Source organism: Pelomonas sp. Root405 (assembly GCF_001425165.1).
In the GTDB taxonomy this organism is placed as follows: Bacteria; Pseudomonadota; Gammaproteobacteria; order Burkholderiales; family Burkholderiaceae_C; genus Pelomonas.
In genome coordinates this window covers 150,094-173,666 of the sequence record NZ_LMDU01000001.1, presented here as the reverse complement: position 1 = coordinate 173,666, position 23,573 = coordinate 150,094, and the positions used below count along the sequence as shown (strand labels likewise).

Annotated in this window: 29 protein-coding genes; 11 read left to right on the top strand and 18 right to left on the bottom strand. The window is 65.9% G+C overall.

The window, feature by feature from the left end; all coding sequences use genetic code 11:
- Position 1: 1 nt before the first annotated feature.
- From ASC81_RS00835 to ASC81_RS00780, 12 genes are all read right to left on the bottom strand, one after another.
- Positions 2–187, bottom strand: coding sequence for a DUF3606 domain-containing protein (locus ASC81_RS00835; protein WP_056261468.1), 186 nt, complete (start codon positions 185–187; stop codon positions 2–4).
- Between the two features lie 533 nt (positions 188–720).
- A complete protein-coding gene (locus tag ASC81_RS00830) occupies positions 721–1,089 on the bottom strand; it encodes a cytochrome c (RefSeq protein WP_056261465.1) in 369 nt (122 codons plus the stop codon).
- Positions 1,090–1,091: 2 nt separating this feature from the next.
- A complete protein-coding gene (locus tag ASC81_RS00825; RefSeq protein ID WP_056261462.1) occupies positions 1,092–2,318 on the bottom strand; it encodes a sulfite oxidase in 1,227 nt (408 codons plus the stop codon).
- Complete coding sequence (locus tag ASC81_RS00820) at positions 2,315–2,947, bottom strand: hypothetical protein (RefSeq protein ID WP_004306457.1); 633 nt, start codon at positions 2,945–2,947, stop codon at positions 2,315–2,317. The genes ASC81_RS00825 and ASC81_RS00820 overlap by 4 nt, the downstream gene beginning before the upstream one ends.
- On the bottom strand, positions 2,944–3,477 hold the full coding sequence (locus ASC81_RS00815; protein ID WP_056264113.1) for an RNA polymerase sigma factor: 534 nt from the start codon (positions 3,475–3,477) through the stop codon (positions 2,944–2,946). Before ASC81_RS00815 ends, ASC81_RS00820 begins: the two co-directional genes overlap by 4 nt.
- Positions 3,478–3,547: 70 nt before the next feature.
- Complete coding sequence (locus tag ASC81_RS00810) at positions 3,548–3,901, bottom strand: DUF305 domain-containing protein (RefSeq protein WP_086010188.1); 354 nt, start codon at positions 3,899–3,901, stop codon at positions 3,548–3,550.
- Positions 3,902–3,906: 5 nt separating this feature from the next.
- Positions 3,907–5,292 (bottom strand): YncE family protein, encoded by a 1,386-nt coding sequence (locus ASC81_RS00805; RefSeq protein WP_031943584.1) that lies wholly within the window; start codon positions 5,290–5,292, stop codon positions 3,907–3,909.
- Positions 5,293–5,462: 170 nt separating this feature from the next.
- Positions 5,463–6,389 carry an anti-sigma factor gene (locus tag ASC81_RS00800; RefSeq protein WP_056261458.1) on the bottom strand — a complete coding sequence of 309 codons (927 nt, stop codon included), beginning with the start codon at positions 6,387–6,389 and terminating at the stop codon, positions 5,463–5,465.
- Between the two features lie 19 nt (positions 6,390–6,408).
- Positions 6,409–6,912, bottom strand: a complete 504-nt coding sequence (locus tag ASC81_RS00795) for an RNA polymerase sigma factor (protein ID WP_004306467.1) — start codon at positions 6,910–6,912, stop codon at positions 6,409–6,411.
- Positions 6,913–6,973: 61 nt separating this feature from the next.
- Positions 6,974–7,366 carry a hypothetical protein gene (locus tag ASC81_RS00790; RefSeq protein ID WP_056261455.1) on the bottom strand — a complete coding sequence of 131 codons (393 nt, stop codon included), beginning with the start codon at positions 7,364–7,366 and terminating at the stop codon, positions 6,974–6,976.
- Positions 7,367–7,561: 195 nt separating this feature from the next.
- Entirely contained in the window at positions 7,562–8,812 is a 1,251-nt protein-coding gene (locus ASC81_RS00785) for a hypothetical protein (RefSeq protein ID WP_056261453.1), read from the bottom strand.
- 162 nt (positions 8,813–8,974) lie between these two features.
- Positions 8,975–9,439, bottom strand: coding sequence for a nuclear transport factor 2 family protein (locus ASC81_RS00780; RefSeq protein ID WP_056261451.1), 465 nt, complete (start codon positions 9,437–9,439; stop codon positions 8,975–8,977).
- A 181-nt stretch (positions 9,440–9,620) separates the two neighbouring features.
- Here ASC81_RS00780 and ASC81_RS00775 point away from each other — a divergent pair, with 181 nt between their 5' ends.
- Positions 9,621–10,070 carry a hypothetical protein gene (locus tag ASC81_RS00775; RefSeq protein WP_056261449.1) on the top strand — a complete coding sequence of 150 codons (450 nt, stop codon included), beginning with the start codon at positions 9,621–9,623 and terminating at the stop codon, positions 10,068–10,070.
- Here the strand turns inward: ASC81_RS00775 and ASC81_RS00770 are convergent.
- The 3 genes from ASC81_RS00770 to ASC81_RS00760 all read right to left on the bottom strand — a co-directional run bounded on the left by ASC81_RS00770 (position 10,052) and on the right by ASC81_RS00760 (position 13,482).
- Positions 10,052–11,023 carry an MBL fold metallo-hydrolase gene (locus tag ASC81_RS00770; protein ID WP_235533530.1) on the bottom strand — a complete coding sequence of 324 codons (972 nt, stop codon included), beginning with the start codon at positions 11,021–11,023 and terminating at the stop codon, positions 10,052–10,054. The two genes, ASC81_RS00775 and ASC81_RS00770, sit on opposite strands and share 19 nt — an antisense overlap.
- A gap of 214 nt (positions 11,024–11,237) precedes the next feature.
- Positions 11,238–12,272, bottom strand: coding sequence for a beta-propeller fold lactonase family protein (locus ASC81_RS00765; RefSeq protein WP_056261444.1), 1,035 nt, complete (start codon positions 12,270–12,272; stop codon positions 11,238–11,240).
- A gap of 97 nt (positions 12,273–12,369) precedes the next feature.
- The gene (locus tag ASC81_RS00760) at positions 12,370–13,482 is read right to left on the bottom strand and encodes a YeiH family protein (protein WP_056261442.1); all 1,113 of its coding nucleotides are present in this window, start codon (positions 13,480–13,482) and stop codon (positions 12,370–12,372) included.
- A 117-nt stretch (positions 13,483–13,599) separates the two neighbouring features.
- On the opposite strand from ASC81_RS00760, the gene ASC81_RS00755 reads away from it, so the two are divergent.
- The 5 genes from ASC81_RS00755 to ASC81_RS27640 all read left to right on the top strand — a co-directional run.
- The gene (locus tag ASC81_RS00755) at positions 13,600–14,532 is read left to right on the top strand and encodes a LysR family transcriptional regulator (RefSeq protein ID WP_056261438.1); all 933 of its coding nucleotides are present in this window, start codon (positions 13,600–13,602) and stop codon (positions 14,530–14,532) included.
- A gap of 315 nt (positions 14,533–14,847) precedes the next feature.
- Entirely contained in the window at positions 14,848–15,471 is a 624-nt protein-coding gene (locus ASC81_RS00750) for a tyrosine-type recombinase/integrase (protein ID WP_056261435.1), read from the top strand.
- A 201-nt stretch (positions 15,472–15,672) separates the two neighbouring features.
- Positions 15,673–16,023: a metalloregulator ArsR/SmtB family transcription factor gene (locus tag ASC81_RS00745; RefSeq protein WP_056264111.1), complete on the top strand. Its 351-nt coding sequence runs from the start codon at positions 15,673–15,675 to the stop codon at positions 16,021–16,023.
- 4 nt (positions 16,024–16,027) lie between these two features.
- Positions 16,028–17,269, top strand: coding sequence for an acyl-CoA desaturase (locus ASC81_RS00740; RefSeq protein WP_156391630.1), 1,242 nt, complete (start codon positions 16,028–16,030; stop codon positions 17,267–17,269).
- A gap of 656 nt (positions 17,270–17,925) precedes the next feature.
- On the top strand, positions 17,926–18,270 hold a 345-nt coding region (locus ASC81_RS27640), incomplete at its 5' end, for a hypothetical protein (protein ID WP_235533529.1).
- A 659-nt stretch (positions 18,271–18,929) separates the two neighbouring features.
- Here ASC81_RS27640 and ASC81_RS00735 read toward each other — a convergent pair.
- On the bottom strand, positions 18,930–19,502 hold the full coding sequence (locus tag ASC81_RS00735) for an H-NS family nucleoid-associated regulatory protein (protein WP_056261432.1): 573 nt from the start codon (positions 19,500–19,502) through the stop codon (positions 18,930–18,932).
- Between the two features lie 217 nt (positions 19,503–19,719).
- Here ASC81_RS00735 and ASC81_RS00730 point away from each other — a divergent pair, with 217 nt between their 5' ends.
- Positions 19,720–19,995 (top strand): hypothetical protein, encoded by a 276-nt coding sequence (locus ASC81_RS00730; protein ID WP_056261429.1) that lies wholly within the window; start codon positions 19,720–19,722, stop codon positions 19,993–19,995.
- A 320-nt stretch (positions 19,996–20,315) separates the two neighbouring features.
- Here ASC81_RS00730 and ASC81_RS00725 read toward each other — a convergent pair whose 3' ends face one another.
- Both ASC81_RS00725 and ASC81_RS27300 read right to left on the bottom strand, forming a co-directional pair.
- Positions 20,316–20,573: a hypothetical protein gene (locus ASC81_RS00725; RefSeq protein ID WP_056261427.1), complete on the bottom strand. Its 258-nt coding sequence runs from the start codon at positions 20,571–20,573 to the stop codon at positions 20,316–20,318.
- Positions 20,570–21,022, bottom strand: a complete 453-nt coding sequence (locus ASC81_RS27300) for a hypothetical protein (protein ID WP_056261425.1) — start codon at positions 21,020–21,022, stop codon at positions 20,570–20,572. Before ASC81_RS27300 ends, ASC81_RS00725 begins: the two co-directional genes overlap by 4 nt.
- A 54-nt stretch (positions 21,023–21,076) precedes the next feature.
- On the opposite strand from ASC81_RS27300, the gene ASC81_RS00715 reads away from it, so the two are divergent.
- Genes ASC81_RS00715 through ASC81_RS00700 form a run of 4 tightly spaced genes read left to right on the top strand, consistent with a single transcriptional unit; the run spans position 21,077 to position 23,343 of the window.
- The gene (locus ASC81_RS00715; protein WP_056261422.1) at positions 21,077–21,844 is read left to right on the top strand and encodes a S1/P1 nuclease; all 768 of its coding nucleotides are present in this window, start codon (positions 21,077–21,079) and stop codon (positions 21,842–21,844) included.
- A gap of 46 nt (positions 21,845–21,890) precedes the next feature.
- A complete protein-coding gene (locus ASC81_RS00710; RefSeq protein WP_056261419.1) occupies positions 21,891–22,175 on the top strand; it encodes a hypothetical protein in 285 nt (94 codons plus the stop codon).
- A 24-nt stretch (positions 22,176–22,199) separates the two neighbouring features.
- Complete coding sequence (locus tag ASC81_RS00705; RefSeq protein WP_056261418.1) at positions 22,200–23,021, top strand: SOS response-associated peptidase; 822 nt, start codon at positions 22,200–22,202, stop codon at positions 23,019–23,021.
- A 13-nt stretch (positions 23,022–23,034) separates the two neighbouring features.
- The gene (locus tag ASC81_RS00700; RefSeq protein ID WP_056261414.1) at positions 23,035–23,343 is read left to right on the top strand and encodes a hypothetical protein; all 309 of its coding nucleotides are present in this window, start codon (positions 23,035–23,037) and stop codon (positions 23,341–23,343) included.
- Positions 23,344–23,573: the final 230 nt, after the last annotated feature.

The following is a 23,573-nucleotide window of genomic DNA, read 5'->3' as shown; positions in this document are numbered from 1 at the left end:
GTCAGCCCTTCTTGCCCTTCAGGCGCGCCTCGACGGCAGCCGCTTCGTTTCCGACAGCTTTGACGGCCGCCTTCAGCTCGTCAGCCGTGACGCCAAACTTCTTGGCCCAGTCGCGGACCTCGTAGTCTTCTGAAAGGCTGATGCGCTTGCGGTCCTGGCCGCCGCTCTGAGACTTGTCATCTGCCATCGGGTGCTCCGGTAAAGGGGACAACCGAAGGTAGACCGAGCCGCTTCGCGCCCCTGTCAGACGACTCCGATTTCACGACGTCAGATTCAGGCTGGCTGCTGCCGCTCGGATTAGTCAGTCGTGGGGCAGCAATGTGCCCAAAGCCGAAGTCCGCGACCAGGGTGAAGATCAATTCCGCAGCGGTTGCCGTCATCGGCGGTCAGCCGCCGAGTTGACGATGACCGGCATGAAGCGGTCGCTGGCGCATCTGGCCGTTTGACGGCTTGAACGACCGGTGTCGAGGGTGCTGCGGTCGTCCAGCCTGGCTGGTCCCGGCTGTCGCCATCAACTCGCGCCGGGAATGTCTGCTGCTCGAAGCGTCGGAATGGCGCTCTCGACCCAATCCAGTCTGTCGAGGAGTTGAGAAGCAGTCGCTGCCGACGGCGGCGACCGATGAAGATGCCCTGCGTTTCGGTGCCAGTCAGCGTCTTGCGGCCCGCGCGGACGAGCCTTTATCGGTGGGGATGCACCACAGATTCCACCCACCTGAAGTTTCACTTGGCACCCCCGCTGGCCTTCGACACGTAGAGCGCCAGCGCCGCAATCTCTGCGTCGGTGAGCTTGTCCTTGTACGAGGGCATCTGGCCCAGCCCGTTGCGCAGCGCCTTCGCGACCCGCCCGGCGTCGGGCTTCAACTCGTCGAGGACCGGGCCGACGGCGCCCTCGGCACCTGCGGCCTGCAAGGTGTGGCACACGGCGCACGACGGGACGACGCCCTGCAGGAAGAGCTTCTTCCCCAGGACGAGTTGCGCGCTTTCGTCGGCCGCCAGCGCGGGCAGAGCGGGCAGTGCCAGGCCTGCGACGAGCACCGACGCGACTTTCAAGGCATGCACCACGAAGTGCTGGTGGATGGTGTTGCGCATGTTCAGGCCACCGTCACTTTCACGGCGTGGTCGGCCCAGCTCGTGTTGTTGTAGCCGCCGGCGTTTTCCATCCGCTGTTCGGGCTGCACGTTGCCGGCCGTGTCGGTGGCGCGGCTGGCCAGCGTGTGGCTGCCAGCGGGCAGCTTCGCGGCCAGCACGAACTGTCGCCAGGCATAGCGGCCCAGGTCGGGCCCGGTGAGCCGCGCGTCGTTCCAGGTCTTGCCGCCGTCCAGCGACACCTCGACGCGCTTGATGCCGTTCAGCCCGCCGAAGGCCACGCCTTGCACCTGCACCAGGCCGGCCTTGACGCTGGATGCATCAGGCGCCGGCGAGTTGATCCACGACTTTACCGACATCTCCTGCACCGACGGCTGGCTCGGGTCGCCCTTGCCGCCCGGCGGCGAGATGCGGTAGCCGTGCGACATGATCTTCGCCTCGGTTTCCTTGGCCGTGAAGGCCAGGCGCTTGATGTACTTGATGTTGTTCACGCCGGTGTAGCCGGGCACGATCAGGCGCAGCGGCCCGCCGTGGGCCAGCGAGATCGGCACGCCGTTCATCTCCCAGGCCAGCAGCGCGTCGGCCATCGCGGCGGCCGGCACCGAGCGCTCGACGATGATGCTCAGCGGGTCCAGGCCTTCGGGCAGCTTCTCGCCGCCGGTGCCGGTCAGGTAACCGGCGCCCGGCACGACGCCGCCCAGCGCTTCGGCCACCACGCGCACCGGAACGCCGGTCCACATCACGCAACCCGCCGCGCCCACCTGCCAGGGTGTGCCACTGGGCTTGCTGGGGAAGTAGCCGCGACCATTGCCCGAGCACTGCAGCACCATCGCGGTCGTCTCCACGCCCATCGTCTTCAGCTCGCGCAGCGTCAGCGTGCGCGGCGCCTTCACGCCTTCGATGGCCACCTGCCAGGCGTCGCGGTCGGCGACGATGGACGCGTCGGGCGCCGGCAGGTTGTTGCGGATGTAGAGCTGCTCGGCCGGCGTGATGACCCCGCTGCCGAAGGCTGCACGCTTGGTCTCGATGGTGGTGCTGCTGTGCACGATGACGCTGGCCGGGTCTTTCCACGCCACGTAGGCGGGCAGCGGCTTGGGCGTGGCGCTGGCCACTGGGGTTTCGCCAGCCGCGGCGGCACCGCGCGTGAAAGTGGCCAGGCCGGCCGCGGCCAGGGCGCTGGCGCTGCCGGCCAGCATCTGGCGCCGCGGCAGCGAGTTCAAGGTCTTGTTCATCGGGTCTCCTTGGGGGTCGGTGTGGAATTCGGTGGGGACATGTCGGTGGCTGGACCGAACTGGCTTTGCGCCACGGCCAGGGCCTGCTTCTTCTGCGCCACCAGCACCAGCGGCTTGCCGTCGCGCGAGGTGATGACTTTCCAGTGCACGTTGCCCCACCAGCCGCTGCCCTCCGTCAGCGCCACCGCCTTGTCGAAGGCGAACACGGTGACCATGCCGCCCTTCTCGAAGAAGGTGGTGAGGTGGTAGACGAGGTGGCCGTCGATGTCGCAAGGCCGCATCAGCTGCGGGAAGCCGGGCACCACCTGTTGGCCGGCCAGCCCCAGGTGCTGCAGCAAGGGCGCGCTGGCCATGAAGGTGCCGCGCAGCGTGCGCTCGAAGTATTCGTGTTCGATGGCGCCGCGCACGAGTTCTGGCGGGCGCATGGCCAGCACGGCGCCGGTGCCGCTGCCTGCCAGCAGCAGGCCCAGCACGGCGCGCTGGAAGCTGCGCCGCGCCATTAGCGGCTGCGCCTTGCGGTACAAGTGCGGCGGGGCGTCGATGGGCTCGAAGGCCAGCGCCAGTTCGGCGCGCGTGCGCAAGTCGAACGCGCTGTCGGGCAACTCGGGCGGCCGGAGTTCGCGCTTCATGACGGGGTCTTCCGCAAGGGCGTGACCTGGGCGCCGCCGGGTGCCCGCACTGGCACGCCCATCACCTGCTTCAGCGCGTCGCGCGCGCGAGCCAGGCGCGACAGCACGGTGCCGGGCGCAATCTCCAGCGCCTCGGCCATCTGCGCGGTGGGCATGTCGTCGAAATAGAACAGCACCAGCACCTCGCGGTGGATGGGCGCCAGCCGCGCGAGCGCCTTGACCACGTCCAGCTTGTCGTCCAGCCCGGCGTCGGGGGCGGCCTGCTCGGGCTGCTCGTCGTCGTCCAGCGACTGCATGCCCGGCGCGGCCTGGCGGAAGGCGGCGCGCCGCATGATCTGGAACAGCCAGGCCCGCGCCAACGCCCCATCCCGCAACTGCTCGCGGTGCTTCCAGGCGTTGGCAAAACAGTCCTGCACCACGTCTTCGGCGATGGCACGCGAGCCCGTCAGCGCCCAGGCGCTGCGCAGCAGGAAGCGGTAATGGTCCCGCACCCATTGGTTGTAGCGGGACTCGGCAGACTGGAACAGCATGGTGATCAAGAGCGGACAGCGCTGCGGTTCATTCCATCGCCATCGTCAGTGCTTACCCTCAGGCTGGGCATCACGGCCCGCGCGTGCCACCCAGCGATGGAAATTCGGCTGCCGAACCCGCGCTAGAGCGCTGCTGCAAGGCCGCCAGCCGCCGCGTCATGCTCTCGATCTCGATGGTCTGGCCGGCGATGATCTCCTCCGCCAGTTGCCGCGTGGCCGGGTCGCGGCCGTGCTGCAGCACCAGCCGCGCCATGTCGACGGCGCCGGCGTGGTGCGGAATCATCATCGCCAGGAAGTCGATGTCGGCCTGGCCCACGAAGCCCGGGCCGTGCATGTCTTGCATCATGCGGGCCATCGAAGCGTCCATCTCGCGCTCGAAGGCACTGACTCCATGTTGGGCGTGTCCGCCCCTCATGCCCTTCATGCCCTTCATGCAGTCTGCCCCTTGGCACCCACGCGCACGTAGACCAGGTTGATGCTCTTCTTGTTGCGCAGCGCTCCGGAAGGCAGGGTCAGGTTGCCCAGCGGAATCTGCGCGATGAAGACCGGCTTCAGCGGGTCGCTGACGTCGAAGGCGCTGCACACCGTCTGGCCGGCGTTGGGCGTGCCGGGCAGTTCGTCCTGCTCGTGCGCCACGTAGAGCAGCGTGTTCTCGGGGTTGGTCCACAGCCCGTGCGATTCGCGGCCGTGGCTGAAGAAGGTGCCGACCACCTTGCGCTGGCCGCTGGCTGCGCTGCGGTCGATGATGGCGATGGGGCTGGAGGCGACGCCGCCGGGGCCCCCGTCGTCGATGCGCGCCAGGCTGGCATAGACCACGCTGCCGCGCGCGTTGCTGACGAACTCGACGTGGTTGGGCCGCGCGCCCATGCCCAGCGGCACGCTGTCAATGAGGTCGAAACCGCCCCGCGTCGAGCGAGAAGACAGCGCATCGGCCAGCTTGTGCGAGAACCACACCTCGGCGCCGTCGGGCGTGGTCTTCATGAAGGGCGTGAAGCCGGGCTTGTCCTGCGCACTGATGTCCAGTGTCGTCACGCGCTGCGGCTGGCTGTGGCCATCGGCGCCCGGGTTGACACGGAACACGTCGACCTGCGACACCTTCTGGCTGGCCACGAAGGCCAGCGTGCCTTCGCGGTTGAACCATACCTGGGCCGGGCCGTTGATCGTCGGCAGGAACTGGCGGATGGCCGTCGAACCTGTGTTGTCGGTGCCCTTCAACTGACGCAGGGCGAGTTCGACGTTGACGATGGCGATGCGGTCTTCCCCGCGCAGCGTCACCCAAAGCTCCTTGCCGTTGCGCGTGAAGGTGGGCTCGTGCGGTTCGCGGCCCAGCAGCAGCCCGCTGCTCAGGCGTTCGGGGTTGGTCGTCATGCCAGCGGCCGGGTTGGGCGTGTTGCCGATGACGCGGCGCTGCTCGGCGTCGACGAGGTAGATGTTGCTCGAGCCGCGCCCGCTGGTGGCCAGCAGCCGGCCGTCGGGCGACGGCACCGCGCCGTGGGCGTCGATGCAGCCGTGGTACAGCGGCTTGTGGATCATCGCCGCGTGCGTCGGCGCCACGCCGGCGGTGACATAGCGGAAGGGCGGCCGCGGGTCTTCGTCGAAGCTGGTCAGGTTGATGGTGCTCTCGACGGTGTTGGTCCTGGGGTCGATCACGACCAGCGTGTTGGAGTCTTCGTTGGTGATGAAGACGCGGTCGCGCGGGTCGATGCCGGTGGCGGCGGCGGCGCTGGACGGCGCCTGGGCTTGCGCTGCAGGCAGCGCGCTGGCGGCTGCGGCGGCCAGCGAGTATTTGAGGATGTCGCGACGTTGGGTGGTCATGGGTGCTTTCTTTGTTCAGTGCAAAGGTGGACTGGGGCCTGTGACGCGCGACCTTGCACCCAACGACGGGCTGTGTCGGTGCGTCAGGCGCTCGCAGCAAAGAGCGCGCTTCAGGCCAATTCATTCGATGGCGGTGCAAACCGCCTGCGCTGCGGGACTTGCCGTGGCCTTCAGCGCGGTGCGCCCAGCTGTTGGTAGACCTCGGCCGACACCCGCGCCAGCACGCTGCGGTCGGCGTCGGACGACAGCGCATAGCCGAAGGGCCCGTCGACCCAATAGAACACGTTGACGGCGCCTTCCTGCGCGAAGCGGAAGGCGGTGTCAGCGTTCTTCGCACCCGGTTTCGCATCCGGTTTCGCGGCCCCGCCCGAGCCCGCGGCGCTGCCCACGTCAGCGACGTCATTGGACACGTACAGCGTCAGCTTGCTGCCCTGCTCGTTGCGGTACATGAACTGAGCCACCGGCCCCTGGCCACCTGGCAGCAGGCGCCCGCCTTCCAGCGTGTAGCCCTGCGCCTGCAGGTGCGGCGGTTTCATCGGCGCGCCCATGCGCTTGGACAGCCAGGCCACGAGCTGGTCTTCGTGCGCGGCGTCCACTTCCACGGGCCGGCGCACATCGGGGCTGTAGACCGCGTGCGCGACGGCGGCACGCTGCGCGAAGCCACCCGCAGACACCAAAGTCAAACCACCTGGGGCCGGTTGCACAGCCGCCATGCGGGCTGCATCGTCACCGGCTGTTCCAGGTCCGACGCCGCGCAGCCCCCAGCCCGTGGCGCCGCTGATGACGGCGATAGCCAGCCCGGCGGCCAAGCGCTGCAGGTACCAAGGCGTCGGCGATACGGCGCGCGGGCGCGCCGACTTCAGCAGGCGTTGCGGCGGCTGCTCGTCCAGCACGGGGTCGAACAGGGCGTGCAGCTCGCGCTTCTGCGCACGGTAGGCCTCGACGCGCTGCGCATCGTCGGGGCGCGCGGCCAGGTAGGCAGCGATCTCGGCCTCACGCTCTGCGGGCAGACGGCCATCGACAAACGCATGCAGCTCGGCCTCGGTGACCGGGGGGGTGGGCGGGAGGGTGGGCGGCGATGGGCGATCGGTACTCATAGGGTGCTTCGCAATGCATTCATTTGACGACCTTCAGCCGCACGGGTTCGGCACGACCTTCCATCAGGCCGCGCAGGCGCTCACGGCCGCGCGACAAGCGCGACATCACCGTGCCGATGGGAATGCCCAGGGCCTGCGCCACGTCGGCATAGGCCATGTCTTCCAGCGCCACCAGCAGCAGCACTTCCTTCTGCTCGACGGGCAGCAGGTCCAGCGCGGCCTGCAGGTCCAGCACCGCCAACCTGTCGCCTTGCGTCGGCATCACCGGCACCTCGGGGGTGTCATCGTCCATGGTCACGGTGTGCAGCCTGGGCCGGCGCACGCCATCGACGTGCAGGTTGTGCATGATGCTGAAGAGCCAGGCGCGCATGTCCGCCACGCTGCCCCACAGGCCCGACTTGGCCCAGGCCCGCTCCAGCGTGTCCTGCACCAGGTCGTCGGCGTCGTCGCGGTTGTTCACCAGCGCCCGGGAATAGCGGCGCAAGCGCGGCACCCAGCTCAGCAGTTGATGGTCGTCGTTCATCAAGATGTTGAAGATGGGGTGAGCCCGCGCGAAGCTGGGTGTGCAGGCGGGTGTACAGGCGTCATTCCTTGATGATGTGCCAGACCTGTTTGAAGTTGTCGCCGCTGCGGTCGCCGGCCTTCTGGTCGGCCTTGTAGGTGTACACCGGCTTGCCCTTGTAGGCCCACTGGCGTGACCCATCGTCGCGAGTGACGATGCTGTAGGCACCCGTGGTCCGGTCGGTGGCGGTGGCCATCATCGGCGGCCAGAGCGCGGCGCAGCCGCCGTTGCAGGCGCTCTTGCCGCTGTTCGCCACGTCCTGGTCGAAGGTGTAGAGGGTCATGCCAGCGGGTGTGACGAGCGCGCCGCCAGACAACATGGCGGGCGCCTTGGCAGGCGGCTCAGCCAGGTTGGCACAGCCGGCAGTGACCAGAAACGTTGCCGCAGATGCGGCGATGGCGAGGGTTTTGAACATGGGAAGCTCCGTGGAGGTGGTGGCGGATCGGGCAGCGTGGGTGAGATGTTGCTCACATCGGGGCAGACGGCACGCTCAGGCCTTTTATTCCGCAGGCGTGAAAAAAAGATGGGGTGTTGGTTGTGCAGGGTGGCAGGCTGCCGCTGCCCTGTGCGTCCAGCGCGGCTCCATGGTCGGAGCCGCGCGGCCTCGTTCTCAGGGTGCGGGCGTCAGGTTTTGGCCGTTCTCGACCGGGCTGATGCCCACGACGTGGCTGACGCTGCGGGTGCGGTTGGCGTTGTCGGTGACCCGGGCGGTGATCGTGACCGAACGCTTGCCCGCAGGCATCAGGAGCGATCCCCCCACCACCCAATCGGCCGTCGTCACGACATAGCCGTCAGCGTCCAGCTCGCTGCCGGCAACGTTGAAGATCGGCGCCAGGTTCGAGCCCGCCGGCACCACGTTGCCGTTGGGCTGACGCAAGGGCACGTCGAAGGTCACGTTCAGACCCGGGAAATTGCGGTTCGTGCCGTTGCTGGGATGCGTGATCGGGTTCTGGATCTGGCTGCCATCCAGGATGGTTCCCAACACCGAGCGGGCCGCCGTGCCCTGGCCGTTTTCGCTGACGCCGATGCCGTGACGCGAGCGGTCCAGCGCCGCCACTTGAATGAAGAACAGCGATGCATTCGCAGGCGGCGTCGGATTGCCGGTTTGCGGCCCAGGTGACACACGCGACGGCACGCGGGGCGCAATCATCGTCACCTCCGGTCCGTCCGCGTCGTCGATGCCGTCATCGAACACATCGATCGGAAGGGGCGTCAGTGCCTGCCCCGATGTGATACCGCCGCGCAGCACCGCCATCGAGACCCGGTCGAATCCGATCCGACCGGCGGTGTCGACCACGGCGGTGGTGATGTTGAAGCGGTTCGTGTCGAGCGGCAGCGATTCAAGCACGTGCCAGCCCAGCCACATCGTCACGCCCGCGCCGGGCGTGTCGTCGGTGCCCAGGATGTTGAAGAGGTTCGCCAGGTTGGTGTTCTTCGGGATCACGCCACCGTCGGGCTTGACGAGGTCGGTGTCGAGGAAGACATAGAGGCCCGGAATGTTCGGGTTGACCTGGCCGAGCAGCGCGGTGTTTCTGATGTTGAGCGATTCTTTCGCGGCGACCGGCGTCGCGTCGCGCGTGACGACCTCGATGTTCAGCACGAAGCCGGTGCCATTCACGCTGCCTGCGCCAATGCGGCCTTCTCCCGGCACGATCTGCGCATCCGCCAGAGGCGAGACGATGCGTGCGATCGGTGCGAGGTCGCCCCGTGCGCCCATGCCGTCGCGTATCTTGGTGATGTTGGTATAGGTCAGGGATTCAGCGCCGTCTGCGGCGTGGCCGGGCAGTGAAGCAAGGCCTGCCGCGGCCGCGAGAGCAGCGTGCATCAGCACAGCCGAAAGTTTGGAAAGCGGGTGTCGCATGGGGAGCTCCTGGGTGGACGGGTGAGCAGTGCGTCAACCACTTCAAACAGGTCGACGCACGGGTGCTTGCGGGTATTCCGTTGTCAACTGCGGGGAATGAACCCGAACGACGCAGGTGCGCACCGCCCCCGGTCTGGCCCGGTGCGGCGCGGCGCTGGTGGATCAGTAGGTCGCGGTCTTACCGGCGGTTTCGGCAGTGGCTGCCAGGGCGACGTTCAGCTTGGGGTCGATCTGCCACGTTTCGCTGACGATCTTGCCTTCGCGGTAGGTCAGCACGTAACGCACCTTGATCGGCTGCTTGCCTTCGAAGACGACGTTGGCGGAGACCGTCGAGCCCTTGGGGTTGGCCGATTCTTCGATGGAGCCGATGGTGAGCTTCAGCGGGCCGACGGCCTTGCCGAACTTTTCCCAGGTGCCGCGGATGGCGTCGGTGGTGGCGTAGGTGCCGTCCAGCGGGCCGCCGACCCAGTTCAGCTGGGCATGGTCGGCGTAGGCGCGCATCACGATCTGGGTGTCGCCCGAAGCGATGGCCTGGAAGTGCGTGCGGGCGTCGTCGGAAGGGGCGGCGAAGGCGCTGCCAGCGGCAAGCGTCAGGGCAGTGGCGGCAAAGGCGAATGTCTTGAACATGGAGGGCTCCGTTGAAGGCTTGAGGTGAAGTGAGGGGTGGTCGGTGGTGGATGAAGGGTCCATGAGGTCCCGACACAAGGGCAGACGGCGCCGGCAGGCGGTCTATTCCGGCCCACGCAAAAACTTTTTCTGTCACGCCATCGGCAGTTGACCCGCCCGACACGCTCCACCAATTGCTCCGATGAAGCGAACCCTGACCTTCCTGCTGCTGGCCAGCTTGTTCACCGCCGCGACCGGTGCGCTGGCGCAAGGCATCACCGACCCCATTGGCGACCTACTGCCCACGTACATCGGTCCGCAGAACGGCGACGTGGATGTGGCGAGCGCGTTCGCCGGCTACGACCCGGCCAGCGACACCTTCAGCTTCTCGGGCACCTTTGCCGACGCCCTCGGCACCACGGCGGGCGCCTTCTACTTGCGGGGCCTGGACCGCGGTGTCGGCACCGAAGGTTTCGTGAGCGGCAGCCCATCGGTCGGCCAGCGCATGAAGTTCGACGCCGCCGTGTTCCTGTGGCCCGACGGCATGGCTCGCGTGATCACCTTCGTGGGGTCGGTAGGCACGGGCGTCGAACTCGGGGCTGGTACCGCCACTATCGCCGGCGGCTGCGCGCCTCAGGGCGCCAGCCGCTGACCGTCTTGCGCAAACACCACCCCGCCGGCATAGTGCGCAGTGATCGACGCCTTCACAGCGTCACGCTGCGCGTCGAGCGCGGGCGACAAGTGGCTCAGCAGCAGCTGGCCGGCGCGCACCGCATCAGCCACTTCGCCGATGGCCTTGGGTGGCGTGTGCAAGGTGTACAGCACGTCGGGCGAGCCGGGTGGGTCGAGCACCACGCTGTTGAAGACCAGCAGGCTGGTGCCTTGGGCGATTCGCCGCAGACCCGCCAGCCCGCTGGCGTCGATGTCGCCGCTGAAGGTGATGCTCTTGCCGGCGTGGTCGATGCGGTAGACCACCGCCGGTGCGTCGCGGTGGTGGCCGGCCACGGCGCTGATGCGCAGGCCGCCCTCATCGAACACCGTGCGCACTTCGGGCAGGGCTGACGCCGTGGCGGGTGCGTCGATGTCGTTCACTTGAAAGCGCAGCGGCGCCGAGAAGTCCTTCAGGTAGCCGAAGGCGCCCTGCTTGCCGAACAAGAGGTCGATGAAGCGGCTGGTGGCGGGGAAGTCAGCGTCGTCGGCGTTGACCGCACGCCGCCCTGCCGGCCCGAAAATCTTGAATTCGACCGGTCCGCGGCTGGACACCGCACGGGCCTTGAACAGCCCCGGCAGTCCGCCAGCGTGGTCCACATGCAGGTGCGTCAGAAGCACGATGTCGGCCCGGCCCAGCGCCAGCTTGGCTTCGCCCAGGCGCACGAAAGAGCCCGGGCCGGCGTCGACGAAGACCCGCGCCACGCCGTCCACCAGCACGGCATAGGCCGAACCCGCGCGGCCGGTGGCACCCGGGCCGCCCGAGCCCAGCACCACCAGTTCCAGCGCAGGCGGGGCAGCCGTCTGGGCATGAGCTGAGAACGCCGCGGGCAGCGTGCACAAGGCCAGGCAGAGCGACGCCCATCGGCGCCGGCAAGGGTTGGTAAGCGTCTTCATTCGGTCCTTTATGCGGGGGGCAGCAAGGCCAGCCGGAAGCGGAAAGCCTTGGGCTTGGTCGCACGGCGAAAGATCCTCTGACAGCCCAAGATCGGGGATTGAGCGCGGATGCGGCCGGTGCCGCGAACGACGTTTCCAAGTTCCTTGAGCGCGGAGTCACGCTGATCGGCGGCCGCCGGCTCGGGCGCTTCATTCTGGGCCGTGGGCCGGCGATTCAGTACGCTGTCAACGCCTGCGGTGCGGCCACCGTGGCGACGATGCGCTGCCCGGCGCGCTCGACCTTGGAGATGCTCAGGTCCTCGTTCAGCACATAGGCTGTGCGGCCGTCGCGCGTGAACACGATGGCCTGGCGCGGCTGCTTGAATCCGGCGATGGTGGCGACCACCTTCAACGTGGCCACGTCGATCACCGACACCGTGTTGTCGGCCAGGTTGCCCGAGTAGACGAAGCGGCCATCCGGCGTGAGCGCAGCGCCGTAGGGGTCGCGGCCCACCGGCACGGTACTGGTGACGCGGCGCGCACCGATGTCCACCACCGCGATGTCGTTGCTGCCGCTGTTGGCCGCGAACAGGGTCTTGCCGTCGGCGGTGACCGAGATGGCGCGGATCTTGTTGAAGCCCGCGATCTCGCCCTCGATCTTGTCGGTCTGCGTGTCGACGATGGTGACCTTGTCGCCCAGGAAGTTGGTGACGTAGAGCTTGCTGCCGTCCGGGCTCAGGCGCACGCCCTGGCGCGGCTGCGCAAAGCCGGTGATCACGGCCTTGGCCTGCCCGCTGGCGGTGTCCAGTCGCGTCACGGTGCTGCTGGCCTGGTTGTTGACGTACAGCGCGCTGCCGTCCTTGCTGAGCGCGGTGCCGAAGGCGCCGGGGCCGGCCGCCAGCGTCGACGCGGTGGCCAGCGGCTTGAGCGTGGTGGTGTCCAGGCGCGTCACCGTGCCCAGGCTGCTGTCGGAGACATAGAAGCTCTTGCCGTCGGGCGCGAAGACGATGTTGCGCGGCGTGACGTAGCCGCGCAGCACACCGCGCACGGCGCCGGTGGCCAGGTCGTAGACGATGACATCGGGCCGTTCGCTGTAGGACACGACGGCGGTGGCCTCGTCGGGGCTTAGCGCCAGCGAGTTGTTGCGGATCTGGCCGTCGAAGGTGACGCGGGCCGGGGTGGCTTCTGCGGCGCCTGCGGGCAGGCTGGCCGCCACCAGGACGAAGGTGCTGCACAAGGCCAGCGCGGTGGTGCGGAAGAAGGTGTTCATGGGATGTCTTTCGTGGAGGGATGAAAAGGGAAACAGGTTCGCTTTGGTGGACGTTGACGGCCGGCGGCATATTCCGTCGGGCCGTGAATTCGAGGCCTCAGCCCAGCAGGGCCGGCACCCAGCGGTTGATCAATGCACCGCCGACGATCAGCCAGCCGAACAGGATCAGCGCCAGCAGCAGCGGCTTGGCCCCTGCCTTGCGAATGGCACCGAAATGCGTGGCCAGGCCGAGCGCGGCCATGGCCATGGCCAGCAGCGCGGTGTCGATCTCGGTCGTCACCGCCACCACCGAGGCCGGCAGCCACTGCAGCGAGTTGAACAACACCACCGCGACGAAGCCGAAGGCAAACCAGGGCACGGCGAGCTTGCCTTTGGCCTGGTCGGTTGCGGTCGACGTGTTGGCGTGGCGTTTGTCGTCGCGCGCCAGCCAGGCCGACAGCATCACCAGGAAGGGTGCGAGCATCATCACGCGCACCATCTTCGCGATGACGGCCGAGTTGGCCGCATCCGGGCCCACCGACCGTGCCGCAGCCACCACCTGAGCCACCTCGTGGATGGTCGAGCCCGCATAGATGCCGAAGCCGTTGGCACCGCCCGGAATCAGCTCCAAGTGCTGGTTCAGCTGGAACAGCGCGGGGTACAGGAAGATGGCCAGCGTTCCAAACACCACAACCGTGGCGACGGCCACCGTGACCTGCTCGGCGCGCGCCTTGACCACCGGCTCGGCGGCCATCACCGCGGCGGCACCGCAGATGGAACTGCCGGCGCCGATCAGCATCGCCGTCTTGCGGTCCAGGCCCAGCCAGCGCGTGCCGATGAAGCAGGCCAGCGCGAAGGTCGAGCCCAGCACCAGCGCGTCGATGGCGACGCCGGCGATGCCGACATGGCCGATGTCCTGCACCGTCAGCCGCAGGCCGTACAGCACCACGCCCAGGCGCAGCAGGTTCTGCTTGGAGACGTTGACGCCGGCACCGCTGGCCGCGGCCAGGCGCGGGACCAGCGGATAGACCGTGTTGCCGACGATCATGCCCAGCACGATGGCCAGCGTCAGCGCACTGAAGCCGTGGTCCTGCAGCCAGCCGATGCGGCCCAGCGCCACGCCGGCAGCGGCCAGCGCGCCGCTCAGGGCCAGGCCGGGAAGCAGGCGGGTCCAGGCGCGCGGCGTGGCGGCTGAAGACTCTGTGGTGCGTCGAAATGCGGTGGTGGTCATGCGGGTTTTCAGGCAAGAGGAGGGAATGAAGGCGAGTCTCGGACTTGGCTTGTGATCGGTCCAACGGGTTATCTGCGTAAGATCAAACGACCGAATCGCTAGATAGAGGCAACCCCGATGGATGTACTGCGGCTCACGCTGCGCCAGTTGCAGATCTTCGTGGCAGTGGCTCGCAGCGGCAGCACCACGGCGGCCAGCGCTGAGATCGCGCTATCGCAATCGGCCACCAGTTCGGCCGTTAACGAACTGGAACGCTTGCTGTCGCTGCGCCTGTTCGACCGCGTCGGCAAGCGCCTGCTGCTGAACGACAACGGCCGCACGCTCTTGCCGCGGGCTTTGGCTTTGCTGGATGGCGCCGCCGGCATCGAGCAGATGTCGCGCGACGGCAGCGCGCAGGCGCAGTCGCTGCGCATCGGCGCCAGCACGACGATCGGCAACTACGTGTTGCCAAAGCTGCTCGCCGGCTTCATGGGGGCCCAGCAACCTGGCAGCGCCGCCGCCTGGCGATCGAAGGTCGTGATCGGAAACACCGCCGCCATCTGCGATGCCGTGGCCGCATTCGAACTCGACGTGGGACTGATCGAGGGGCCCTGCCACCAGCCAGCGCTGGTGGTCACGCCCTGGCTCCAAGACGAGATGGTGGTCGTGGCTGCACCCGACAGTGCGCTGGCCCGGTCGAGTACGGCAGGCGAGCGCATTCCCCAGCGCACGCTGCGTGAGGCGGTGTGGCTGGTGCGCGAATCGGGCTCAGGCACACGCGAAGCGACCGACCAGAGCCTGCTGCCCCACCTGCGCTCTTACCGGCGGAGCATCGAGCTGGGCAGTTCGGAAGCCATCCAGCGTGCCGCTCAGGAAGGGTTGGGGGTGGCCTGCCTGTCCGCCTGGGTAGTGAACGATGCGCTGGAGGCCGGACGTCTGTGCCGCGTCGCCACGACATTGCCGCGGCAGCTTCGGCAATGTCATCTGGTTGTGCATCGCCAGAAGCAGTCGACGCCCGCGTTGCTGGCGTTCATCGCCCAGGCAGATGCGACCGCTGGGGCTGCCCGCTAACGTCCCGGCCCCGCTTCGCATGTCGAAGGTTCAGCCCTCGGCGACACGCGATTACCCTTCAGCTAGGCGCCGACGCCCGCTCCGCCCACCTGCCCATTGATCGAAGCTTTGATGCAATGAGCTGGTCTGGGTAATCGACGTCCGCTTCCGGACGCACCACCCAACGGCTGCTTGTGGCCGGCAGCGTGAGGTCGTTCATGCGCCGCAAAGCGGACCTTGAAGCATGGCAGGAAAGGAAGGGCCAAGGCGCCAAGCCTATCGATGCGGGCGGCCCAGGCGCATGCTTGTTGGCCCTCAACTCGATGGGAGACCATCATGGGATCAGCAGCCAACACCCTGTCGCGCGAGCCGTGGAACAAGGCAAAGATCGTCGGCCAGAAGGCGCCGTTCAAGGTCAAGGACATCTGGGCACTCCGAGTCCGGCTCCAAATGGAGGACCGCGTTCGCGAGCTCGCGCTGTTCAACCTGGGCATCGATAGCAAGCTTCGAGGTTGCGACCTCGTCTCGCTCAAGGTCCGAGATGTCTGCCACGGCGACACTGTGGCCAGTCGGGCAGTCGTGATGCAGCACAAGACTCAGCGCCCCGTTCAGTTCGAGATCACGCCGGTGACCCGCGACGCGGTGCAGCGTTGGATTAAGCAAGCCGGCCTGAGATCCGAGGACTTCCTGTTCCCGAGTCGCATGCACGGGTCGCCGCATCTGGGGACGAGGCAGTACGCCCGAATCCTTGAGGGCTGGGTCGAGGAGCTAGGGCTCGACCCCGCCGACTACGGGACGCATTCCATGCGAAGGACCAAGGCTACGTTGATCTATCGGCGGACCAAGAACCTGCGCGCTGTGCAACTGCTGCTCGGGCACTCCAAGCTGGAGTCCACGGTGCGTTACCTTGGCATCGAGGTCGATGACGCCCTCGAAATCTCTGAGCAGACGGAAATCTGAGGGAGCCTACGGCGGCCGTCCCTTGCGGAAGCGGCCGCTAGTACCAAGACAAGCGGCTGGACCAGTACGACAGCCGCATTGACAGCAACGCCGCCCAGGGTGCTCGGGTTTCGGTTCATGTCGGGATCCCCTTGCTTGACGGACGTAGAGCCTTCAGCAAATAATGAATTAACGAATTTGCTAATGCTTGACCGCGACCAAATGACCGCTGCGCTCGACAAGATCTTCGAAGCCCTTGCCTCCAGCCCGCGCCGGCAGATCCTGGCCTACCTGTCCGAGGCCGAGCTGACCACCTCTGACCTGGCCCAGCGCTTCGCCATGAGCGCGCCGGCCATCTCGCGCCACTTGTCGGTGCTCGAGAACGCGGGCCTCGTCACCAGCGAGCGGCGCGGCCAGTTCGTGCACTACGCCATCAACCGCGACAGCCTCGTCACCAGCCTCACCGGCTACGCCTTCGAGCTATGCCCGGTGGGACGTCCGCTCAAGCGCGAGTCCAAGACCATCGCAAAGCTTCGCGCACCCAAGCCCGCCCTGAAATCCGTCAAAAGCTGATGCCATGCCCACCTGCCCCGCCGCTCTCGACACCCACCGCGTACGCGCCGTCGTCCCGTCCGACGTGCTGCGGGGCCGCGTCGCCTGGTCGCCGTTGAAGTCCCTCTGGTTCACCAGCATGGCGCTGGCGGCCGTCATTGGCGGACTCGCCACCTTCACGTGGGCGGCGTTTGGCGTCTTCTTGGCCAGCACCGCCTTCGTGCTGCTGTTCGGCCACTCGCTCGGCAGCCACCGCAAGCTCATCCATGACAGCTTCCAAACGCCCAAGTGGCTGGAGTACGCCCTGGTCTACAGCGGCGTGCAGGTCGGGCTGGCTGGTCCTCTCGGTCTCCTTCGCCAGCACGAGCTGCGCGACTATGCCCAACGCCTGCCCGACTGCCATGACTACTTGCGCCATGGCAGCAGCTTCTGGCGCGACGCCTGGTGGCAATTGCACTGCGAGCTGCGGCTTGAGCGCGAGCCCGCCATACACATCGAGTCGCGCATCGCGGGCGACCGCTTCTACCGATTCTTGGAGCGCACCTGGATGCTGCAGCAGTTCCCGCCCGCGCTGCTGCTGTTCGCCGTCGGCGGATGGAGCTTCGTGTTCTGGGGTACGTGCGCCCGCGTCACGGCGTGCGTGTTCGGCCACTGGCTGATTGGATATTTCGCGCACAACCACGGCGGCATGCACCATGTGGTGGACGGCGCCGCCGTACAGGGCCGAAACATCCCGCTCACGTCACTGCTTACCATGGGCGAGAGCTGGCACAACAACCACCACGCCTTCCCCGGATCGGCGCGCCTCGGCCTGTATGCCGGCGAGTGGGACCCTGGCTGGTGGATGCTGCTCGTGCTGCGCAAACTGGGCCTGATCTGGAGCATCCGATTGCCGGAGGATTTGGCCATGCGACCTGAGTTGCGGGCGCTGGACGGCGCGGAACCGGCATCAGCCGCCTTGGGCTCGCCCCGCTTCGCCGACGCTTGGCGCCTGCTGGCCAACGCGCACCAAGATGGCATCCACTGCGAAGGCCCGGCAACCCTGCTGAGTGCCGAGCTCCTGCACCGCCTGCTGGGTGCTGGCTTCACCCACAGACCCGCAGCCCGCCGCTTGAGCGTGACCGCTGCGGGCGTGCAGCTCGCGGGCCTGCCGGCGCTGTGTATCGCGCTGGCGGCTCGTTCGGGCGCTGCCAAACTGCTGGCCATACTCGTCCTGCCGCTGGCCTTCGCCGCCGAGCAGATTCGGCAGGGGTTGAGGTACGGCTGAGACTCGGTGAAGCTGTCCACGGGCAGCGCCACGGCGGCGGCTTATTTACGGGAGCGGGCTTACACCTGATGGGACGTGTGCCGACTCAAATGGACAGACCTTTCCTGGGAAGGTCAGCTAACGGCAGGCCAAGCAAGACCCGGTCCCGGCCAGGAGCCGTCATCCATGAACGGCTGCTATGCGGCCACGAGCATGGCAGCCCGGGAGGCCTCGTTTGCCAGGCCGCTGGCCCGGAAATTCCACCGTTGCGGCGGGTTCGAGCGGCTGGCAAAGTCGTGCCAGTGAACGCCGCTTTCCCGGCATGGCGTGCTGGACTAACTAACNGCTGGCCCGGAAATTCCACCGTTGCGGCGGGTTCGAGCGGCTGGCAAAGTCGTGCCAGTGAACGCCGCTTTCCCGGCATGGCGTGCTGGACTAACTAATAGTTGGGCCTCATAGAGGAGGGCAAGCAGTGATACCGAAAAGTTGCCTGCTTATCGAAACGAAGAAGTTTCCCATCCTGTCGGGCGAGGATGAGGAGCTTACGAACGAGCGCATGTACGGCAAAGCCCTCTGCCTGTACCTCCAGTCCCATTTACCCGGCGCCGGCATCAACGTGCCGTCGTTCAATAACGAGGACTGGGGTTGGTGGGTAGATTTAGAACGCGGTGGTTTCNATGTACGGCAAAGCCCTCTGCCTGTACCTCCAGTCCCATTTACCCGGCGCCGGCATCAACGTGCCGTCGTTCAATAACGAGGACTGGGGTTGGTGGGTAGATTTAGARCGCGGTGGTTTCAAAATGGGGCTTTGCGTCTATTCCGATCCWRCAGCAATTAACCATCCGGAGCGATACGCGCTCCTGCCATCAATTCAKAAGGCCAAGACGTGGTCTTGGTCAAAGCTGAGGAGCGTTGACGCTWCAGGGGATGTACTAGGCCTGGTCGATACCGTGGAAAGYGTGTTGAAGGCTGACAAAGAAATTCCGGTAGTCACAAGGCACGATGACTATCCGTTTGATTGAGCCAATGAAGCCCAACAAGGTGCTCCAGTGCGACGTCCTCGCCTTCGGTGAGGCCNAATTCCGGTAGTCACAAGGCACGATGACTATCCGTTTGATTGAGCCAATGAAGCCCAACAAGGTGCTCCAGTGCGACGTCCTCGCCTTCGGTGAGGCCTCGCCTGAGATCCGGCGTTGAACGACAGCTTTAGGGCGGCTCACCAGGTCTAGTGCTGCGTCTGCAACGGGTCGAGAGCGCCATTCCGACGCTTCGAGCAGCAGACATTCGTTGCAGGTTGGCGCAGTGAGCGGCGGCAATGCCGCCTGGGTGGCTGCTTCACCCCCTACAGCAGTCATCGCCGTTGGCAAGTCGAGAGGTGAGCCGATGACGGCTTCGTGTCCCGAACCGTGAAGCCGGCTACAGGCCGCGGAAGCCTGCAGTCGCTGCCGAGCCGCCATCGGCCTCAGACCGGGCTTTAGCTTCATGCGATTGGCGCGAGCCGGTCCTGCGACCCGAGGCGGCGTCTTCTAGCAATCTCGTCAGGACAAAGGAACCCGACTCACGGCCAGTCATTCACGGGGAGTCGCTGGACTTGCCTCGCCGGATCGAACCAGACTCACGACGAGCGAGCATCCATCGACGGACATGGCGTGCCGTTCGAGGCGAGTTGGTGAACCCAGCTTCAGGCCTCTCCGGACGGTGCCGGACCGCCTTTCAGCTTTGTGGACTTCTTCGCCGCAGCTTTCTTTGCGGGCGCTGCCTTGACGGTCTTCTTGACCGGTGTCTTCGCGGCAACCGCCGCTTTGGTCGCCTTCTCCGCAGGTGCAGCCTTCTTCCTGGGGACGGTCTTCTTCGCCGTCTTCGGGGCCGGAGTCACGGCAGCAGTCGGCTTCTTCGACGCTGCCTTCACTTGTGACACGAGGAAGTTTTCGAGTGCATGACCTGCATTGAGCGCCGCGTGAATCCACTGTGGGCGCTTACCGATTCCATGCCAGCTGTTGCCCTGGTCGTCGGCGTACTTCGCCGGCTTGGCGGCGCCCGATTTCCTGGCTGCACTGGTCTTTGCAGTCTTCGCGGCACCCTTGCGGCCATTGCCGACGAACGTACTGTCAGTCGAACTGAAAAGATGCTCAGCGGTGAGCCCGTGCAGTGCAATCTCGCGCTTGATGCGTGCGATGACAGTCGACTGAATCGCATCGACTTCCTTTTGAAGCTTAGCGATTTGCTCGTTCAGTTTCGCGAGGGACTTTGTCATTCAAAACTCCAATTAGTTACGTGGTGGAGTCTATCGACAGGATGCTGCGTTTAGCGCACCGCGCCCAAGCCGCCCGAGATGCGATTGCGAACGGCTATCCCCCTCATATCCCCCAAAAGGGGGAGACCCCTCACCAAATTCCCCCTTAAGGGCGATGGCCTGAGCTTGGAGCGGTCGAGACACTGACGGTCATCGAAAGCAGCCCCAGGAGCCAGCCATGCAAGCCGTCGTAACCACTGCCGCCCACCGCGCCATCCAGTTCCCCAGCCTGTTCACGCACTCCTTGGAAAAGCTCCAACCGATCCAGCGCAATGTGCAGCGGACCGATGCAAACGCGGTCCGCGACAGCATCCTGCGCTGCACTCGCCAGATGAGCGGCACGCAGTCCCATAACCGTCGAGTCAAATTTCTATCCGGCGTCGAGGTACGCGAGATCAGCATGGACGCCTGGATTCAAGCCAACGAGGCGTTCCAGCCAGTCTGGTTTGGCTGAACGGGTATGAAGGCGACCAACGTCTTGTCGCCCAGGCTACTCATCATTGGGATGGTTTGCAGACTCGGTGTTCTCGTCTGAAGCGGGATCGTCCTTAGCCCCGGGCGGTGGCAGATTCGGCTTCTGCAGTGGAGGCAGCGCCCTACCTGGCTTGGTCACCCGCTGGTCTTCCGCGTCTGAGTCAACTGCGTAGACCGGCCGCCTGCCAGGCTGCGGTTGGATCGGTTCGTTTGCCATGTTTCCTCCTGAACGCAAGCTCGGCCATCGCGGCAATCGTCGCTCCCGCCTGACGCACACACACCCCGGCAAGCGCCCTCGTCCTAAAACGGCACGTCCATCAGATCCACGCCCAACGCGTCGAGCAGTCGCTGCTGGAGGCCTGGCGCGTCGCAGTCAGCGACATGTACGACAAGTCGCCGCCACGACTCACGACGCACATATGGCACGCCGAGCGGTGGGCAGCTGCACAGGTAGCGCATGGGCTTGCCCGACTCATCGGCCATCACCGCCATATCGAAATCAGAGCCATTGACCACGCTCAGCGCAGCTTCGTTGACATGGGTGTCGTCGTACTTCATCTGAGATCCTTTGGCGCGTCCTGATCTGCCCAGGCTGGCGGCGTGATTTGCAGCCCGAGTGCTGCGCGCCTGGCCTTGTTCATAGTGGGTGGGAACTTGGCCTTGGCTCGGGCCTCATGCTCATCGACGGGATCGCGGACGGGATCACACCACCAGACTTGCGGCACGAGCTTCGGCGCCTTCGGGCTGAAGCCGTGATCCTCGTAGCCCAGGACCATGATCTGGCCGTCACGGATCTTGACCCTCGCATGGTCAAGCTGGCGCCATCGAAGATCTGGGCCGCCCCGCACACCAAGAAGCGAGGCAGTCATAGGCCGTCGCGAACCGTCGTCGGCCCACCCCCGCATCACCGTCACCCAGAGCCTGGCGCGTGCCGGCACCAGCCCTTCAAGATGCTCCTGCGGCAGCTTGCGTCCGCGCTGCCTCGTACAAATGACATCAAGCCACATACTGTATATTTATACAGCTTCAACGCGGCGCACGCCGCTTCATCGCATCTCCGAATGAGGTTCTTTACACATCTCGCCGTACTGTCCGGCCTCGCCGCGCCGCTGAGCGCGTCAGCCTGGGGCGCTGACGGCCATCGGCTCATCGCCGAACTGGCCGAGTCGCAGCTATCGCCTGCCGCCGCCGCAGAGGTTGGCCGACTGCTGAGCCTGGAGCCGGGCGCCACGATGGTTTCGGTATCCACCTGGGCCGACGAGAAACGGTCCGGCGTCACGGCGCCGCTGCACTACGTCAACCTACCTGAAGGCGACTGCACATACCGCCGAGAGCGCGACTGCGCGGGCGGCCGGTGCTTGGTAGAAGCGATCGTGACGAAGGTCCAGGTGCTGAAGTCCGCTGCACCTGATACCGAGCGGTTGCTCGCCATGAAGTACCTCATCCACTTCGTCGGCGACATCCACCAACCTCTCCATGTCGGCCTGGCCAGCGACAAGGGGGGCAATCAGTTTCAGGTGCGCGCGTTCGGCCGAGGATCGAATCTTCATGCGGTCTGGGACGGCGATCTCATCCGGCGCCGCGCTGGTGGCATGAGCCAACTGCTGCAAGAGGCGTCTGCGGCGGCACCGAGGACCCATGACACCGTTGACCCAGCTCGCTGGGCGCGAGAGTCATGCATAGTCAGGAGCGCTGCGGGGTTCTACCCTTTGGATCGGACAACCGGTCCTTCCTACGCCGCGCGCTGGGATGGCACCCTGGTCGCACAGATCGCCCTTGCTGGGCGACGCCTGGCGGAAGCTCTGAACAGCGTGGTGAAGCCGCGTTGAGTCGGGCGGCGCCAGAATCGCCAGCAACCGCTTAAGCCCCCTGACGATGGCCCTCCTCATCCTCGGCGTATCGACCTGCCCGCTATGTGACCAGCCGATTGAAGGCGGGCAAGAGACGGTTGCAACCACACATTTCATTGAGTCTCCAATGCACCCGTTGTGGTGCTACTCAGACTCAGTGATGCACTACGGCTGCTTTCGGACTTGGGAGCAACGCCAGCTCTTCGTCGCCGAGTACAACCGCCTCTTCGGCTCACGGATATGGGGCAATGGCACCAGGCATCCGATGGCTGAAGACGGCACCGTGACCACCGTCAGCGTGGCGAACTAAGGCTGATGCAGGCGGACGAACGGCATGTGCTCCAACTACAAGCCCGTCACCCTACAAGACCGCCTGCTAGCCCACTTCGGTGTGGTGCGGCCGGACGACGCTTCACCACCGGAGACCTACGTCGGGTTCGCATCCCCGTTCATCATCCGCGATGACCATAAGGCCGAGCTGGCCGCGCAATGTGTTTCAGGGCAGTTCGGCCTGGTGCCTGAATGGGCCGAAGACCTTGTCTACGGCCGCAAGACCTATAACTGCCGGACGGAGACCATGCGCACCAAGGCTTCATTCAAGGAAGCGTGGTTCAGTGGCCACCGCTGCGTCATCCCTGCAGAGCTGCTGTACGAGGACAACTGGGAAAGCGGCGACCCAGTCCGTTGGGCGGTAAAGCAGCGCAATGGCGACCCGATGGCAGTGGCGGGCCTATGGGGGATGTGGCGCGACCAGCACGGCATAGAGGTGTTGTCATTCACCATGCTGACGGTGAATGCTGATGGTCACGGCGTTTATGACCGGTTGCACGAGCCCGGGTTCGAGAAACGCATGCCGGTCATCCTGCGCATGGAAGACCGTCTGGACTGGCTGTATTGCCCAGTGGCTGACGCCGGCAAGTATCTGCAGCGTTTTCCGGCCGAGCTACTTGAGACCTATCCTGAACCAGCGCCTTGGAAGAAGTTACCCGAACCCGCGTCGTGGGCCAACGCGCCCGACATGTTCGAGGACGAGTGGCGCGACGCCGCTGTAGATCCAGAAGCGCGGATGTTGAAAGCTAGGAGATTCAGGCCGAAGAGCAAGGCGCCGGCCGCACCTGAATCGCCCCCGCCCACGACGGGCGACCTTTTTGATTGACCGAGAGGACGCTATGGACTTCATCGACCCGAACGAAGAGTTCCACCACTTCGGCGGCGCCGAGGCCTTCATCGGAGACCTAAATATGAACGGCACTTCGACCCGGTATCTCAAGCTCAGAATCAACACCACGGTCATTGCCGAGCCGGGCCCCACGCCGAGCCATACGCAGTGGGTCTTCATTCCGGTCGCCGATCTGGACCGGTTCTCTGCGCAGTTGGCCGCATTGTCGGAATCGGCCAAGCGCTGGACGCCAGGAACCACGCTGCAATCTGTCGGCGAGAACATCGGAGTGATGAACACCACTGGCCAGAAGGGCTAGCGACCTGGCGCGCACAGCGACTCGTGCAGGACGCGCAGCAACGCCGAGTTCTACCCATCAGATCGGACCGTTGACACAGCCTACCCGACCTGCCGGTAGTCGGCCATGCGGGCGACGCATTCCTCGACGTGTGCGCGCCATTCTGGCGCGCTGGTCATGCGTGGGTCAGTAATGTGCCCCAAGCCGAAGTCCGCGACCAGGGGTGAAGATCAATTCCGCAGCGGTTGCCG